Origin of the sequence: Dolichospermum sp. DET69 (genome assembly GCA_017355425.1) — a bacterium.
GTDB lineage: Bacteria > Cyanobacteriota > Cyanobacteriia > Cyanobacteriales > Nostocaceae > Dolichospermum.
Map to the genome: position 1 here is coordinate 1,333,305 of CP070233.1, position 16,871 is coordinate 1,350,175.

A 16,871-nucleotide genomic window follows, 5' to 3' on the forward strand; every position below is an offset into this window, starting at 1 on the left:
ACTAGAAATTATCTATATATTCAGGAGAAATATATAGATAATTTCTACATGATGTTCATGAATTGTCAAACTATCAATTTTGATAACTGAAATTTTCCTTATTTACCACCACATAGTTCCTGGTTCACCTTTAAATGGTCCAACAATATCAGAAGTAATCCACCCTCCGTAAAAATCACCTGTTTGCGCTTTAACTAATTCATCATTCACATAGCAAGCATCCATTAAACTAGGATAAAAACTGTAATATTCTTGAATTGATTCAAAATTAGGACTAGGTTGAATATATCGCCAAGCACCATTATTTATGTATTTATCTCCTACGGAAATATCATAATATTGACACCAACCTTTCCATTCACACCAAGTTTTTCTAGGTGTCTCTATTAAATGTTCTAACTTAATATCTTCAGCCGGAATATAATAACCTGGAGGATGACTTGTTTCTAAGACTCTTTTAGCTTGATGTGTTTGAGCCAAAACCATCCCATTCACAATTATCTTGAGATGTTTGTTAGTATCTTGTAAAATTGCCGGACGGGGATAGTCCCAGACTGATTCTTGACCCGGTTGCGGGGGGATAGGATTTGGTTTCATGTTTAGTCAGTTGCTTTTGTAAAATTGCCAGTGAAATTTTAAGAAACTTCTACATCTACACTACTAGATAATTTGAGAGTTTTAATTTTATTCTCAAGAATACTCACAGGAAACATAATTTCCAGCTTCTTGGTAGGAGGATTAAGTGTTTTAAATACTCTGTCCCAAAATCCATGAATACCATAATTTCCATTAAAACTAGTGTGATGAAGATCATGAAAGTCTGAGGGAATGAAAAATATTGATAAAGAACTATGTCCTTCCAAATTATAAATGTTACCTATCAGACTCCATGCACAAAGTTGAGTGATGTCATATCCAAATATAAAGATTGGTAAAACGTCTGTGATGGTAACAATAATATATTCTAGAAGGCTTTTATGTCCAGCTACAAAACTGGATGTATCTTGAAATTCATGATGTTTAAGATGGATTTTGAGAAATGCTTTTTTATGAAATAATCTATGGACTATATAAAAGCAGAAATCAGCCGCAACTATTCTCATCAAAAACCATCCCAAATTTAAAAGTAAACTATTACCTCTATGAACTTCTGGTGCTAAATATAGTATGATTAATGCTGCTATTAAACTTTTAATTCCTCCTGTAATTATATCTGTTAAAGTGAAAGCAGGAAATGATTGTTTTTTTACTTTTTTAACTCTTGTAGTTAATTTTTCAGTTAAATCATCTTTACTTTTGATGAATTTTTCAATGAAAAAACCAATAGCATAAAATGAGATAGAACCAATCAGCCAGTATAGTAATACCTGGGTGATAAAATTAAGTTCTATATTATTGAACAGAAAATAAAATCCCTGCTGAACCATTGTACAACCAATAGCAATCTTGAGATAAAATTCTAACTCGAAACAGCAATTAAAGAATTTTTGCATTTTTGTAACCCATAAAAATCATCAATGATATCAGCATACAGCATTTTATAAAAATTTTAACTATTGAATCCTGAATGCTGACACAAAACTTATTTAACTTGACAAAGAATCAATCCAACCCACCATTTTTCGTCTGTCCAAATTTTCACAGTTTTCAATCTTTTACTCTGAAGTTGTTTTTCCATGTTTGTTAAATCAAACTTCCAATAAATTTTCGTTAAGAGGTTGTTTGAAAAGTATTAGATGAAACCAATAATTTCCAAAAACCTAACCCCCCAGCCCCCCTTCCCTACCCCTCCCTGACCCTCCCCTACAAGGGGAGAGAAGCGGAAAAACTTTTGTTAGTTGGAATGGGGGTTTCAAAGCCTCTCCCCGCGTCGGGGAGAGGTTTGGAGAGGGGTTTATTTATACATTAAAAACTTTTCAAACATCCTCTAAGATACTTTCTCCCTCAATAAGAGAGAAACCTCAGAAATTTAATGTTTTCCTATGCTTGACTTTTGCAAAATCACTAGCTCATGGTTACAACTTTTTAAGACACTGATTTTTGTGTTTAAAATTTCTTGCCACACATTCAAAGCACAATAATCTTGGATAGGTTTGTAATACAAATCATCATCTTCAACTCTCAGAACCACAGCAAAAATACCACCTGGTTTGAGAATCCGAATTAATTCTTTAAAGCTTTCTAAAGGAACTTGATTACGAGTAAAAACGCCAGTTGATACTAAAGCATCAAACCTATTATCTGCAAAAGAAAGGGTGTTACCCAACTCTTCTAAATGCAAAGCATTGTATATCCCCTGGTCTTTTAATAGGTCTAAAGAGTTTTGGCTAATATCAAGACCTTGGATATTTTTGAACCCGTAAGAATTAAGTTCTCGAGCTAATAATCCTGTGCCACAACCAATATCTAAAATAAAAGTATCTGGCTTTAAATACGATTTGAGTGTGTAAGCAATATGATTGAGTAAAACAGTCCAACCATTGTCGTAATGTTCTTGGTCGTAAAATAATGCCCAAGAATCGTATTTACCTCTAACTTCTTCGATAGTTTCAAAGTGGTCTGTTAATCCATTAGGATAATCTTGATGATCATCTATCCTCAAGATTTTATACAAAATGTCTTTGATAATGTAGCCTATTAATTTGATATCATCGGCATCAAAAGACGATGGCAACCTAATATCGCAAGCTAACGAGATAATAGATTCTGTTTTTTCTAGACAGGGTGTCTCTTTAAATGAGTATTGCCAGTTTTTGTAATAACGAGAATTATCATCTCTACCAAAAATCTGGATAGCCACACCTCTCTCGCTGGTTTGTTGTAAAAATTGCTCCACTTGTTCTGAACTTAATCCTACAAGATTAAACTGCAAACTGTCAGGTGCGCGTTTTACTTTTTCCAAAGGAGAGGGAATATAAATATTTCTGACGGAACTGAGAGTTTCTATTAAGCAATCGTACCTTTGTTGACCTGAAGATATTTTGTGTTCTAAATATTCCATCTGCGGTCTTAATACAGCAGCTGTTAAGTTACTCATTCTCAAACTAAAATTGGGAACATGAGGTTTGAGTTTTTCAAATAAATTGTCATCATCAGGACGAGCAAGATGTTTCTTGTACAACTTCTCGTAAGAACCTGCTGCTAGAATACAATAGGCTGCAAATTGTTCATTATTGGTGGCAATTAATCCCCCTTCACCAGAGTTGAGTAATTTATAACTTTGGGTACTAAAGCAAGCAATTTCTCCATGATATCCTACTAAGTTATCATTCCATCTTGACCCTAAACTATGAGCGCAATCTTCGATTAAATAAATTCCTGCTTGATTGCAAATATTCTTGATAGTATCTAAATCGGATATATGTCCTCTCATATAGGACAAAACAAAAAACTTTGCATCTGGATAAAGTTCTATTTTGCATTGTAGATCTTCAATATCATTTTTTGGAGGCGATTGCCTCCAAGTTTGATTCCAAATCATCCAAATTTAAACAATATTTAAACTTGACAAAGAATCAAACCAAACCATCCTTTTTCATCTGTCCAAGTTTTCACAGTTTTTAATCCTTTACCTTGCAATTGTTTTTCCATTGTTGCTAAATCAAACTTACGAGAAATTTCTGTGAGAATACTTTCTCCTTCTTCAAAATCAACCTTTAAATCTAATGCTTCTAAAGATACCGCATGACTTTTTTGACAATGCAAATACATTTCAATTTGATTATCAACCTGATTATAAATTGCTTGATGTTTAAACAAACTGATATCAAAGTTACCTTGAAACCGCCAATTTAAATGAGAAAGCATATTTAAATTAAAAGCAGCAGTCACCTCCTGACTATCATTATAAGTAGCTTCTAAAATATCCAGGGGCTTTTGTAAATCAATCCCTAGCAGAAAGTAATCTCCTGGTTGTAAGGTTCGAGAAACTTGATTTAAGAAAATATCACATTCTTCCTGATTAAAATTCCCTAACGAACTTCCCAGAAAAAACAACATCCGTGATTGTAAATAATTCGATTCTAGATGAACCAAAGCCTGTTCATAAGTTCCTAATAACCCATGAATAGCAATATCAGGATACTTTTCTTGTAACTGTAAAACACTAGTTTTCAGAATACCCCCACTAACATCAATAGGAAGATATCTACAAGAATTAGCAATTTTTTGATAAGCCGTTAATAAAGCTTGAGTTTTCGTAGAACTACCACTACCTAATTCTATCAAGTCACAACAATTTGTAATTGCGGCAATTTCATCAGCATATTCTTGTAAAATCCAGGCTTCTGTGCGAGTCGGATAATATTCTGGTAACTCACAAATTTTTTCAAATAATTGAGAACCAGGATCATCATAAAAATATTTGGGAGGTAAACTTTTCAGTTTTTCAGTTAACCCCTTAATAACATCCTTGCCATCAATACTTAGCTCTTGATAATGATGATCTAAAACTGTTAAAGGCTGTGCAATCATTTTCTAAATCCTCTAGAGTGATTATAAGATCCCCGACTTCTGATATCAATTGATAATTTATTCACAAAATAAAAAAAGAAGTCGGGGATCTCGATTTTATTAATCCAAACTTGCAGCAATTCTAAAACCGACGTGCTGATAAAAAAATGGACGAAACCAGTTACGATAACAAGGTAAACCCATTGTACCATTCGTTGCCCAAGAACCACCCAACATCATAAAATGTTTATTATCAAAAAATGGTGCAGATTGATCCTCATAAAGATGGTGAGTTTTAAATCCTGGTAAGGGTTTGAATGTTTCCCCTAACCATTCCCAGACATTACCCCGTAAGTCATAAAGTCCAGATTGATGATTTTCTGAAAACATTCCTACAGGAGTTGGAGAAATAAATTGTAAGTTAAGATTATAGTTATTTGCTAAACTGGAATCTGCTGATATTTTTAAGGCTTGATGCCATTCTGCTTCGGTCATTAACCGAGTATTTTTACCTTTCCAGCGACAGAATGCCATTGCTTCATAGTGATTAACTTCCACTGGCCAATCTAAAGGTAAATCTATTTCATCAAATGTAGCACGATAGCGATATTTATTTTCTCCACGTATCCAGAATTTGGGGTGTTGGATATTGTAGAGTTGTTTCCATGCCCAAGATTCAGTATGCCAATAATTTACATTATTATAACCACCGTCTTGGACAAACTCTAAAAATTCTCCATTGGTAATGAGATATTGACTTGCTAAAAATGGTTTTACTTCAACTTCTAAATGACCATATTCACTATCCCAACCAAAAGTTAAATCATCTTGGCGTTTTCCTAATTTTACTACACCACCAGGAACTTCTCGCATTTGATGATGCGGAATTTCTCCATTAGTCGGTGCATAATTCCATCCTTGGGGACGTTTTAAGTTCTCAACGGGTAATTGACGCAGCAGCATGGAAGAGGTTTCGACATGAATACGACTATGTTCTATTCCCATTAATAAAGCCCAAATAGGATGCTGTTGATGAATGGGTAAATCTAAAGGAGTCTTATTAATGATTGTGGTAATTTCTGCTCTGGCTTTGTTTCGATATTCCCAAACTTTTTTGATATCAGGCCAGTTGACTCCTTGAATGGCTACCTCTAGTTCTGCTGGTGTTTCTGGATCAACTCCTATTTCAAATAGGGTTTCATATTGGGGATTAATCCGATGTTTGATTAATCCTACCTGAATTAATTTGTTGATATAAAAAACAGCCGAATGTCCAAGATAGAAAATTAATTTATTTCTTAAAGGATCGGGATTTAGATAAAATGTTTCTTCTTTAACCAAACTCTTCATTAAGGTTTCTTCCAGTTCCCAGGAATTTTCAAAATAGTTGAGTAAGGTTGTAGAACTACAATTATCGAGTTGGGGAATATGAGCCTCTGTCATTTTCTTAATTTGGGGAATTATTGGTATTATATGGAATAATTAACTTTTGTCAATAAAGCCAGTCTAATTTTACCATTGATAAACACTGAGCAACTATCTTTTGATGCTAATCTAAAATAAGGATATTAATTTCTAAAATGCCAAACTTTTGAGCAAATTCGCCACGCTGATGGATTAGCTCTGTTTATGGTATTTTAGGGTTAGTTGCGACTCAAGTTATATTGGAGTTAAGAAAAGAGACAAATTTTCTTTTTACTGATAATGGGTAAGATATATTTAATGACCAATGACCAATGACCAATGACCAATGACCAATGACCAATGACCAATGACCAATGACCAATGACCAATGACCAATGACCAATGACCAATGACCAATGACCAATGACCAAGTTTAAATTGTACAATGCAACTTTGACGTGAATCTTCTCTAGATTGAGCGTTTAAATATATATTCATGAGTATTTCCACTTCTGTGCTGAGTGATTTACTAAACTCACTCCCCCATCTGCGACCCCAGTTATATTTTAAGGCTTCACTAACCGCGCTCTCCCATGCAATGGAAGATCAAGTTTTAGCAGCTAATTTAGATCGTCCCCTGATCATTGCTAGTTTCCAGAAAGAGCGATTCTACCGACAAGAAGCCCATCGCTATCAACGACTTGCTGATAAAAGTAATCAAATATATGTATTATCTGCGCCAGAAACGGAGTTTGCTAATAGCTCAGAATATTATGAAAAGGTCTCTTTTGACACTGATGATGCTTTAACTCAAGAATGGCATTTGCTAGTATTTGCCCAGAACTATACTACTTGCTTAATATGTCGGGAAAGTCTGGGTTCTTTGTCCAAAAATCAACCTATTCCAGAGATGATTCCTAGTTTGGATATGGATACAGCCCGAAGATTTGAGGGAATCTGGACATCGGAAAAAGGGGCGTGCTTAAAAGCTGCCCAATTGTTATTAGCTAGGATTGAGGTTTATCGCCCGGATTTAGCGGATAAGATGAATGAAGTGAAGCAGCGGTTTAGGATTGAGGAAGCAATAAACAAGTCAAAAGTTAATTCCAGTCATGAATATGTTGCTGATATTGATACCGACCCATTTGTACAGAGATTGGTAACATATCTGCAAGCTAGTCAATATAAACTGCATAAAGCCTATAGTTCAATTGCGGCTCAAGCCAGGAAAGAACGGTTGGTAAATTCCATTAGTACAGCAATTAGGCGATCGCTTGACCCAAGAGAAATTCTCCAAGTTGCGGCTCAAGAATTGGGACAACACTTAGAAGCCTGTCGTTGTCTAATTTATCGCGTCCAAGCTACAGATGCGAAAGCGATCATCGAACATGAATTTCTTAACTCTCAAGTAAAATCTGTCCTGGGACAAAGTTGGGAGTTAGAACATAATTCTCTATTCCAGCAGGTACTACGACAGCTTGAGGGCGTATATGTTGGCGATACTCTAGCCGATCCTAAAATTAAAAAATCATCCGCCTTATCGTCAATTGTGAAGCAGTTTGGTGTGCGTTCTTGGTTAATCGAACCCGTATTATACCAAGGGCGACTACTGGGAATTGTCGAGTTACATTATTGCCATTTTCCTCCCCATGAATGGGAAGCAGGGGAGTTAGACTTAGTAAAAGCGATCGCTACCCAAATTGGTACAGCCCTGATCCAAGCGGAATCCTTTGCCAATTTAGAAAAACTCAACCAGCAACTAGAAGCCCTAGACCGCACCCGTAGTAACTTAATTGCCATTACCGGACACGAACTGCGTACCCCCCTATCCACCATTCAAGTTTGTTTAGAAAGTTTGGCTACTGAACCGGATATGCCTTGGGAACTGCAACAGGTAATGTTAAGTACAGCCCTTTGCGACTCAGAAAGAATGCGGAAACTAGTACAAGACTTTTTGACCCTTTCTAACTTGGAAAGTGGCCGGGTAGAATGGCATCCTGAATCATTAACCATCCAAGAATGTGTAGATCTATCCCTCAGTCGGTTACGGACACGCTCCAGCCAAGAAAAAATACCCAAAATTAAAACCCAAATTCCGCGAACATTACCTTTAGTAAGAGCTGACGGTGATTGGTTAGTGGAGGTGTTAGCCAAACTAGTAGATAATGCTTGTAAATTCACTCCGGCTTCTGGGGAGATTACCATTCAAGCCATTAGCAATGCTCAAGAGATGCTAGAAGTCACAGTATCGGACACAGGGCGAGGAATTGAACCCAATCGCCTAGAAATCGTTTTTGACCGCTTTTACCAAGAGGAAGGGGCATTACGGCGAACTACAGGGGGAACGGGATTGGGTTTAGCCATTTGTCGGCAAATCGTCAACGGCTGGGACGGAAAAATTTGGGCAGAATCCACCGGCAAAGACCAAGGCAGTCATTTCCATTTTACAATTCCCATCGTCCATGGTAGTCAGCAGGATTGTTGACGGTTGACGGTTGATGGTTGACGGTTGATGGTTGACGGTTGACGGTTGACGGTTGACGGTTGATGGTTGACGGTTGACGGTTGACGGTTGACGGTTGATGGTTGACCAATGACTAAAAACTGTTACAGTCTATAACGCGATCGCAACATAAGTCGAGATCCGATGTTAGTATGCCGTAAAAACCTCTTGAGAGACAGTTTATGGCAACTCTAACTGGAAAAACCCCAATCTTCGGTGGCAGCACTGGTGGTCTACTCACAAAAGCTGATGTAGAAGAAAAGTACGCTATCACATGGACAAGCCCCAAAGAGCAAGTTTTTGAAATGCCCACCGGTGGCGCAGCTAAGATGGTTAAAGGCGAAAACCTACTTTACATTGCTCGTAAAGAGTATGGTATTGCTTTAGGCGGTCAACTCCGCAAATTTAAAATCACTGACTACAAAATTTACCGCATTTTACCAGGTGGCGAAACCACAATGATTCACCCTGCTGATGGTGTCTTCCCTGAAAAAGTAAATCCTGGTCGGGAAATGGTTCGTCACGTACCTCGCAGAATTGGTCAAAATCCTAATCCTGCACAAATCAAGTTCAGCGGTAAAGCTACTCACGATGTTTAATCGTTAAGTAATGGGTGATAGGTAATGGGTAATTGGTAATGGGTAATTGGGGAAGCAGAAAAAACTTTTCCAGATTATCCATTTCCAAAAACTTCTTCTTCCTTCTTCTTCTTCTTCTTCTTTCTCCTGACTCGGTGACTCCTGACTCCTGACTCCTGACTCCTGACTCCTAATTATTTATGATTTTCCCCAATTTCGACCAGTTTCAAAAGCTTGCTGGACAAGGTAATTTTGTGCCAGTGTATCAGGAATGGATTGCCGACTTGGATACACCTGTATCTGCTTGGTATAAAGTATGTGCAGATAAACCTTATAGCTTTTTGCTGGAATCGGTGGAAGGTGGAGAAACTGTAGGACGTTATAGTTTATTGGGTTGTGATCCTTTGTGGATTCTGGAAGCAAGGGGTGATAAAACTACCCAAACACATCGAGATGGTTCTCAACAAGTTTTTACAGGTGATCCTTTTATTACTTTGTCTGAATGTCTAGCACCTTATCACCCAGTAAAACTACCAGAATTACCTTCAGGAATTGGCGGTTTATTTGGGTTTTGGGGTTATGAATTAATTAATTGGATTGAGCCGCGTGTACCAATTCATGCTCAAGATGAGAGAAATATCCCGGATGGGTTATGGATGCAGGTAGACCAACTATTAGTTTTTGACCAAGTAAAAAGGAAAATTTGGGCGATCGCTTATGCAGATTTACGTGACCCCGCAGGTTTAGAGGTAGCATATCAAAAAGCGAGCGATCGCATTCAAGAAATGGTACGCAAGCTATCTTTACCCCTATCACCAGAAAAAACTCAATTATCTTGGACAGCCCCCGGAAACAAGCCCAAAGCGGGAATAGAGGAATATACCAGCAACTTTACCCGCCCAGAATTTTGTGCCAGTGTAGATAAAGCTAAAGCACATATCAAAGCAGGTGATATTTTTCAAGTAGTTATTTCTCAACGCTTATCAACAGAATATAAAGGCAATCCCTTCGCCTTGTACCGTTCTCTGCGGCAAATCAATCCTTCCCCCTACATGGCTTATTTTAACTTCCAGGACTGGCAAATTATCGGTTCTAGCCCTGAAGTCATGGTGAAGGCAGAATGTAATGATCAAGGGGAAATTATCGCCACAGTCCGTCCTCTTGCAGGAACTAGACCTAGAGGAAAAACCAGCCAGGAAGATGCAGCCTTAGCCGCTGATTTACTTCAAGATCCCAAAGAAATCGCTGAACACGTTATGTTAGTTGATTTAGGCCGTAATGATTTGGGGCGAGTGTGCAGCAGCGGTACTGTAAAAGTTGATGAATTAATGATCGTTGAACACTTCTCTCATGTTATGCACATTGTTAGTAATGTCGTGGGTAAGTTAGCACCTGGTAAAACCGCTTGGGATTTACTCAAAGCTTGTTTTCCCGCTGGTACTGTTAGCGGTGCGCCTAAAATCAGAGCGATGGAAATTATCAACGAATTAGAACCAAGTCGCCGGGGTGTATATTCTGGTGTATATGGATATTACGATTTTGAAGGACAATTGAATAGTGCGATCGCCATTAGAACTATGGTATTACATAATCAGACGGTGACTGTCCAAGCTGGTGCGGGTTTGGTAGCTGATTCTGACCCAGAAAAGGAATATGAAGAAACTCTCAATAAAGCTAGAGGGTTATTAGAAGCAATTCGTTGTTTAAGGTGATTTTCGCACAAAGACGCAAAGTTTGAGATTTTGAATTTTCCTGATCAATACTGGAGTTAAATTATGATACCAGCTATTAGTAAACCTTCAACATTACTTGGTCGAATTAAAGTTGAAAAAGTAGATAAATTCAATTTATTTAGATTTACTGATGAACTCCAGAAGCGAATGGAAGAACTTTTGGAGAGAAAAAAAGCTGATTTACTGACTTCAGAAGAAGTTGTAGAATTGGAAGTTATTGGAGAGTTAGACAGAATTTTTACTCACATCAATGCGATGTTAGTAGCTCAAGTATGACTATTGAAGCAATTCGTTGTTTAAGGTGACTTTTAACCAATTAAATCCCAGCAGGAGAATAGAAATATGAGTATTGTGATTACAGATGAAGTTTTGCAGACAATTCAAATGTCTGATAAAGAATTAGTGCAAGAAATAGCAATTTTGCTCTTTGAACAAGAACGGTTTACTTTAGGACAAGCGAGTCATTTTGTAGGAATGAATCAACTTGAATTTCAACGATTACTTGCTAGTCGAAAAATTCCCATTCACTATGATATTGCTGAATTTAGGGAAGATGTAAAGAGTTTGAAAGCTAATAATTGGCGATGATTATTATTAGCAATACATCACCTATCAGTAACCTCGCTGCGATTGGACAATTAACTTTGTTGCAGCAACTTTATGGTAAGGTCATTATTCCACAAGCAGTTGATCAGGAAATTCTTGCTTCTGGTAGTACAGATCCGGGTACACTAGCACTTGAAACTCTCAATTGGATTGAAGTTATCCCAGTTACAAATGTTGTTCTATTTCAGACTCTACAAACAATTTTAGATCCAGGTGAAGCAGAAGCGATAGCTCTTGCTGTTGAGTTAAATGCTGATAGACTGATTATTGATGAACGAAAAGGTAGAAATGAAGCAATAAAGTCCGGTTTACAGGTTACTGGAATCTTAGGTATTGTATTAGCAGCTAAACAACAAGGATTTATTTCACTGGTAAAACCTATATTAGATGATTTGATTACTAATGGTTTCTGGATTCGTGAACAGTTGTATGCAGAAGTTTTATTAGTTGCAGGAGAATAGCAACCGGATGATATAAAATAATATAAATCTCTGTTTAGTTAAAATTTTAGCATTTGCGTGGGGTGAAATTTGAGTTTAGACAAACAACGAGAATTACTAGAAAGTTTCATAGTTGATAATGAAGATTTAGAAGAACTAGAAGCAAAACTGGCTGAATTCAATATTTTTGAAGCTATTGGTGTAGTCAGACAAGAAATTAGACATTCAAATTTTTTAGCATTTCTTTTAGATCCATCTCAAAATCATAGACATTGAATAGTGCGAGATATCATACAAACGAAAAAAAGATTGATATTCCATCAATCCATAAGCAAAAATATATTAATTATATCAGTTCCAAAAGTGTTGAATCTTGCAATAAAACTTTATCAATTTGTTGTAAAAGTGATTCTAAATTACCACAATTATCTAAAACCACATCAGCACGAGCAATTTTTTCCGCAATAGGTAATTGACTATTAATTCTCGCTGCTGCTTGTTCTGGTGTTAAATTATTGCGTTCTATTAATCGCTGTTGTTGCTGTTGTGCTGAACAAGATACCACCCAAATTTGATTAACTAGATTTTCTAAATTAGCTTCAAATAATAAAGGAATCACTAAAATTAAAGTATTTGCAGAGGATTCTTTAATATCTTTATCAAAACAATTTCTCACATAGGGATGAATTACCCTTTCTACCCAATCACGTTTTTCTGGTTGATGAAAAATAATTTCTCCTAATTTTGCTCTATTTAAATTACCATCATTTAAAAGAATTTCTGTACCATATTTTTCAGCAATTTGTGACAAAATAGGAGAACCTACAGATACCGCATCTCTAGCATAAATATCTGCATCTAAAATCGGCAAATTATAAGTTGTAGCTAAATAATTAGCCACTGTACTTTTACCCGTCGCAATTCCCCCAGTTAAACCAATTAAGTTTTTAGTCATAAGTAGGGGCGCAGGGCCTGCGCCCATTCATTAGTCAATGATTTGTCCATTTAATTATGGCATTTGTTAAGCCTTCTAAAGTATATTCTTCCGCTTCAATATCTACTCTCCCAAATATAGTCTGACAAGTTTTTGAAGTTTGGGGACCAATGGAAGCTATACAAACTCTGGCAAAATTTTCAGGATTATAGGTAAATATATGTGCTGTTAATTGCGAGAAAAATAGGACTGTTTTAGAACTGGCAAAAGTAATAATATCTACATTATTATTAACTAAAGCATATTCAGCCGCAGCCGGGATACTTTGAGGACAGCAAGATTCATAAGCGGGAACTTCAATTACTTCTGCACCTTTTGCGGTTAATTCTTTCACTAATACTTCTCTTCCCCCACTTTCAACTCTGGGAAATAATATCTTTTTCCCTGTTAATGATTCGGGAAAATTCTCTACTAAAGAATCAGCAACAAAATCAGGAGGAATAAAGTCAGCTTGAATATTTTGTTTTTGTAAACTTTGGGCTGTTTTTTCCCCAACGACTGCAATTTTTACACCCTCTAAGGCATTTTTATCTTGACCGGATTTTTCTAATCTTTCAAAAAAGTATTCTCCACCATTACTAGAAGTGAGAATTAACCAATTAAAAGTTGATAACTGCAAAATTGCCTGATCTAAAGCCTCCCAACTGCTAGGGGGTCCAATTTCTAAAGCTGGCATTTCTATCACATTAGCGCCTGCGGAGATTAAGCGATCGCTAAATTGATTTGATTGTCCCACAGAACGGGTAACTAAAATAGTTTTACCAGCAAGAGGAGATAGAGAAAGATTATAATTCATGGTTGACATTAAATTTGTTGCAGTATCCGTAGGTTGGGTTGTTCGCATTAGCGTTGCGAAGCAATAGAATGAAACCCAACAAATTTCCGAAAATGTTGGGTTTGGTCTTTGTTCAACCCAACCTACAATTACAATTTTACAAAGGGGATATTTTTAATTGCAAGTCATTTACAGAGAATCGCGTAATCGGACAACTTCACCAATAACTATAACCGCAGGAGAGAGAGATAAACCAGCAGTTTGTGCGAGGATATTTCCCAGTTCTCCTATCCAGATTTCTTGATTGGGTGTTCCAGCCCAACGGATAATAGCAATCGGGGTAGAATCAGATTTTTTATATTTTATCAGTTGCTGGATTATTTCTGGTAAATTTTTTCCCCCCATCAAAATTACTAAAGTTTCTAAGCTTGCTAATGCTTCCCAGTTTAAAGTTTCTGGCTCATGGGCTGTACAGACAGCAAAACAACGACTAAGAACATTATCCGTGAGGGGAATTCCGGCTAATAATGGTGCTGCTAATGCCGAAGAAATTCCGGGAATGATTTCAAATTCACAACCTGCATTTTTTAAAGCCGCAATTTCTAAAATACAGCGCCCAAATATCAAAGGATCTCCAGATTTTAGTCTCACAACTTGTTTTTTATCTAAACAATATTTTACTAGTAAATCATTAATTTCTGTTTGGGAAGTGCTGGGTTTACCTCCACGTTTACCAACATCTATTTTTAGACAATCAACCGGGACACAATCTAATAATTGACCATCAACCAAAGCATCATACACCAATACCTGAGCAGATGCTAACAGACGATAGGCTTTAACAGTTAAATACTCTACATCTCCAGGACCTGCACCAACAAGATAAACTTTACCTGTTTCTCTAATCATATTTATTCCTGACTCCTAATAATTTAATAAATTCTATAAATCACCAAATTTTTCCCTGCCCTAGTAGTCAATACTCACCAAATTTCGCTAGATTAGATCAAGGTACACATAATAGGAATTTTCAATGTCAGCACAATTGTTACTGGTAGATGACGAACCGGGATTGCGGGAAGCCGTCAAAGAATATTTACAAGAAAGCGGTTTTAGGGTTCAAACTGCCAGTAATGCCCGTGAAGGTTGGGACTGGATGCAACAGAACACCGCTGATTTAGTCATTTCTGATATCATGATGCCCCAAGTGGATGGCTATCAGTTCCTCAAGCAAATGCGAGATGACCCCCGCTTTCAAGCCTTACCAGTGGTATTTTTAACCGCTAAAGGCATGACAGGCGATCGCATTCAAGGCTACCATGCCGGAGTAGATGCTTATTTACCCAAGCCTTTTGATCCTGATGAGTTAGTCGCCATAGTGGAAAACTTACTAGCACGTCGCAGCGCCCAAACCCCCAAAACCGGAGAAGATAGCGAAACCCCAAATCTTGCCGATTTGGCTAATCAAATCGCTCAAATTAGAATACTATTAACTCATAGAAGTGCCATATCCCAAACCCCAGCCCCTTTTAAAATAGATTTGACTCCTAGAGAGCAAAGTGTTTTAAACCTGGTAGCAGAAGGATTAATGAATAAAGAAATTGCCCGTCGCTTAGAAACAAGCGTCCGCAACGTCGAAAAATATGTTAGCCGTTTATTTAGTAAAACTGGTACTAATAGCCGGACAGAGTTAGTTCGTTTTGCTCTAGAACATGGTCTAGCTAAGTAAACTACCCTCTTAGTGATTAGAGTTAATTGGTAAAAAAATGGTAAAATGCACCTGGATAACTTTGCTGCCGAAATAGTAACACCTTGTTACATATTCTTACTGCTGATTTTCCCAGTTTGCCAGCATGGAGACGCAAATATTGTAGACGCAATTTTACGTTTACAAGCAAACTTATGATTAAGGACAATAGGTAGAGGCAGACTTTTAAAACTTCATCTTGAAAACTCTAAATTAGATGGGCTATTATCATAAATTACACTAAATACTATTGAATAGTATCAGCGAAATTGCGTAAACGCATAAGTTGGCGACGCATTTGTGGAGAGGCTTTAAACTCCGAAATCTCCTGAGCTTTAACAGATGCTTGTAAGGTTTCTAAAAAATCATCAGATCCTTCGGTTAAAGCCTCTAGTAATACTTGTAACAATTGTTCACGATCACTCAACAGACTCTTTTCCTCAATCAAACGGAATTTGAGGTGAATTTCACACTCGTAAACACCTACTTCAGGATTATTTATTTGACGTGGTAATGCTTTAGAGTTCATATTTTTGAGGATTCCTTTACTTAGCGGTCATACGGTTGAGGGACTAAATCTCCAGAAAAATGCCTTATACTTTTTTTATACTTTTGTGAATCCAAAGTTTTTGCAGATCAGAATTTATTCTCATCCATAAAACTGGCATTCTATTCCACTCCCCCCTGTCTTTTTTTAGTTAGATTTTACTATTTTTTGTTCTTTCCTTACTAGTTATGGCATATCTGAGCCATAAACTATTATTCAATTTTTGAGATGTTATACCATGAAGTTTTTGTCAAGAGTTGATTAGTCCTTATTAAAGGTTTTTACATCAACTTATTAAAAACGTCAAGAAATATTATTTTTTTTACTTTTATCCTATGATAATACTTAGGCATTTGTACTGAAGACGCTCCTTTGATAAATGCAATTTATAACTGTAGAAAAATTCAGTCAAGTCACTACAAGATGAGTACATTTACACGAGAGAAAATCAGAATCAGTAAAAAAATCAGGGAATTTTTGTAAAAAATCACATATATTTGGACAAAATTAATTTAAAAAATTCCCAAAAACTGCTCTCGCTGATACATGGCGATATTTTTTGGACTGAGACTTCAATTTTAGACTTTAGCATTCATTTCTGCTGTAAGCTCAAACATAGCAGTTAAAATGATTGCAGTGTAATTTAGCTAAATTCTTACACCCAAATTTATGGATAACCTGATGCTGCTCAAGTCCACAACCCGTCATGTTCGCATTTTTGCGGCGGAAATGGACAAAGATGAACTGATTCCGAGTAATCATGTCTTGACACTAGATATTGATCCAGACAACGAATTCAACTGGAATGAAGATGCTCTGCAAAAAGTTTATCGCCAATTTGATCAACTGGTAGAAGCATCTAGTGGCGCGGATCTAACCGATTATAACTTACGCCGCATTGGCTCAGACTTGGAGCATTATCTGCGATCGCTTCTCCAAAAAGGCGAAATTAGCTATAATCTCTCCAGTCGGGTTACTAACTACAGTATGGGACTACCCCAAGTAGCAGCTAGTAGCAATCAATAAATATAGTACATATTTACTTAGTCCTGGCGAATATAATTCGCCGGCTATGTCAAGTTTTCTTGACAG

General features: G+C 36.8%; 19 protein-coding genes. 9 read left to right on the plus strand and 10 right to left on the minus strand.

Annotation, left to right across the window (positions count from 1 at the left end; all coding sequences use genetic code 11):
- Nucleotides 1–102: 102 nt before the first annotated feature.
- From EZY12_06455 to EZY12_06480, 6 genes are all read right to left on the minus strand, one after another.
- Entirely contained in the window at nucleotides 103–597 is a 495-nt protein-coding gene (locus tag EZY12_06455; GenBank protein QSX69275.1) for a DUF427 domain-containing protein, read from the minus strand.
- A 38-nt stretch (nucleotides 598–635) separates the two neighbouring features.
- Entirely contained in the window at nucleotides 636–1,493 is an 858-nt protein-coding gene (locus EZY12_06460; protein QSX69276.1) for a sterol desaturase family protein, read from the minus strand.
- Between the two features lie 476 nt (nucleotides 1,494–1,969).
- A complete protein-coding gene (locus EZY12_06465) occupies nucleotides 1,970–3,481 on the minus strand; it encodes a DegT/DnrJ/EryC1/StrS family aminotransferase (GenBank protein QSX69277.1) in 1,512 nt (503 codons plus the stop codon).
- Between the two features lie 17 nt (nucleotides 3,482–3,498).
- The gene (gene egtD / locus EZY12_06470) at nucleotides 3,499–4,473 is read right to left on the minus strand and encodes an L-histidine N(alpha)-methyltransferase (protein ID QSX69278.1); all 975 of its coding nucleotides are present in this window, start codon (nucleotides 4,471–4,473) and stop codon (nucleotides 3,499–3,501) included.
- Nucleotides 4,474–4,572: 99 nt separating this feature from the next.
- Nucleotides 4,573–5,895, minus strand: a complete 1,323-nt coding sequence (gene ovoA, locus EZY12_06475) for a 5-histidylcysteine sulfoxide synthase (protein QSX69279.1) — start codon at nucleotides 5,893–5,895, stop codon at nucleotides 4,573–4,575.
- A 276-nt stretch (nucleotides 5,896–6,171) separates the two neighbouring features.
- The gene (locus tag EZY12_06480) at nucleotides 6,172–6,354 is read right to left on the minus strand and encodes a hypothetical protein (protein ID QSX69280.1); all 183 of its coding nucleotides are present in this window, start codon (nucleotides 6,352–6,354) and stop codon (nucleotides 6,172–6,174) included.
- On the opposite strand from EZY12_06480, the gene EZY12_06485 reads away from it, so the two are divergent.
- From EZY12_06485 to EZY12_06515, 7 genes are all read left to right on the plus strand, one after another.
- A complete protein-coding gene (locus EZY12_06485; GenBank protein QSX69281.1) occupies nucleotides 6,353–8,341 on the plus strand; it encodes a GAF domain-containing protein in 1,989 nt (662 codons plus the stop codon). The genes EZY12_06480 and EZY12_06485 overlap by 2 nt on opposite strands.
- Nucleotides 8,342–8,541: 200 nt before the next feature.
- Entirely contained in the window at nucleotides 8,542–8,958 is a 417-nt protein-coding gene (locus EZY12_06490) for a photosystem I reaction center subunit II (protein ID QSX69282.1), read from the plus strand.
- A 179-nt stretch (nucleotides 8,959–9,137) separates the two neighbouring features.
- Nucleotides 9,138–10,649, plus strand: coding sequence for an anthranilate synthase component I (trpE, locus tag EZY12_06495; protein QSX69283.1), 1,512 nt, complete (start codon nucleotides 9,138–9,140; stop codon nucleotides 10,647–10,649).
- Nucleotides 10,650–10,712: 63 nt separating this feature from the next.
- Nucleotides 10,713–10,946, plus strand: coding sequence for a hypothetical protein (locus tag EZY12_06500; protein ID QSX69284.1), 234 nt, complete (start codon nucleotides 10,713–10,715; stop codon nucleotides 10,944–10,946).
- Between the two features lie 66 nt (nucleotides 10,947–11,012).
- Nucleotides 11,013–11,258, plus strand: coding sequence for a UPF0175 family protein (locus EZY12_06505; protein ID QSX69285.1), 246 nt, complete (start codon nucleotides 11,013–11,015; stop codon nucleotides 11,256–11,258).
- Nucleotides 11,255–11,737 carry a DUF3368 domain-containing protein gene (locus EZY12_06510; protein QSX69286.1) on the plus strand — a complete coding sequence of 161 codons (483 nt, stop codon included), beginning with the start codon at nucleotides 11,255–11,257 and terminating at the stop codon, nucleotides 11,735–11,737. The genes EZY12_06505 and EZY12_06510 overlap by 4 nt, the downstream gene beginning before the upstream one ends.
- Before the next feature lie 69 nt (nucleotides 11,738–11,806).
- Nucleotides 11,807–11,992, plus strand: coding sequence for a PD-(D/E)XK nuclease family protein (locus tag EZY12_06515; protein QSX69287.1), 186 nt, complete (start codon nucleotides 11,807–11,809; stop codon nucleotides 11,990–11,992).
- Between the two features lie 70 nt (nucleotides 11,993–12,062).
- Here the strand turns inward: EZY12_06515 and EZY12_06520 are convergent, their stop codons facing one another.
- The 3 genes from EZY12_06520 to cobA form a co-directional block, all read right to left on the minus strand.
- Nucleotides 12,063–12,671: a dephospho-CoA kinase gene (locus EZY12_06520; GenBank protein QSX69288.1), complete on the minus strand. Its 609-nt coding sequence runs from the start codon at nucleotides 12,669–12,671 to the stop codon at nucleotides 12,063–12,065.
- A 34-nt stretch (nucleotides 12,672–12,705) separates the two neighbouring features.
- Complete coding sequence (locus EZY12_06525) at nucleotides 12,706–13,506, minus strand: uroporphyrinogen-III synthase (GenBank protein QSX70545.1); 801 nt, start codon at nucleotides 13,504–13,506, stop codon at nucleotides 12,706–12,708.
- A gap of 168 nt (nucleotides 13,507–13,674) precedes the next feature.
- On the minus strand, nucleotides 13,675–14,394 hold the full coding sequence (gene cobA, locus EZY12_06530; GenBank protein QSX69289.1) for a uroporphyrinogen-III C-methyltransferase: 720 nt from the start codon (nucleotides 14,392–14,394) through the stop codon (nucleotides 13,675–13,677).
- Nucleotides 14,395–14,518: 124 nt separating this feature from the next.
- Here cobA and EZY12_06535 point away from each other — a divergent pair, with 124 nt between their 5' ends.
- Complete coding sequence (locus EZY12_06535; GenBank protein ID QSX69290.1) at nucleotides 14,519–15,214, plus strand: response regulator transcription factor; 696 nt, start codon at nucleotides 14,519–14,521, stop codon at nucleotides 15,212–15,214.
- Between the two features lie 265 nt (nucleotides 15,215–15,479).
- Here EZY12_06535 and EZY12_06540 read toward each other — a convergent pair whose 3' ends face one another.
- On the minus strand, nucleotides 15,480–15,761 hold the full coding sequence (locus EZY12_06540) for an Npun_R1517 family heterocyst differentiation transcriptional regulator (GenBank protein QSX69291.1): 282 nt from the start codon (nucleotides 15,759–15,761) through the stop codon (nucleotides 15,480–15,482).
- Between the two features lie 687 nt (nucleotides 15,762–16,448).
- Here EZY12_06540 and EZY12_06545 point away from each other — a divergent pair.
- Complete coding sequence (locus EZY12_06545; GenBank protein ID QSX69292.1) at nucleotides 16,449–16,805, plus strand: NAD(P)H-quinone oxidoreductase subunit M; 357 nt, start codon at nucleotides 16,449–16,451, stop codon at nucleotides 16,803–16,805.
- Nucleotides 16,806–16,871: the final 66 nt, after the last annotated feature.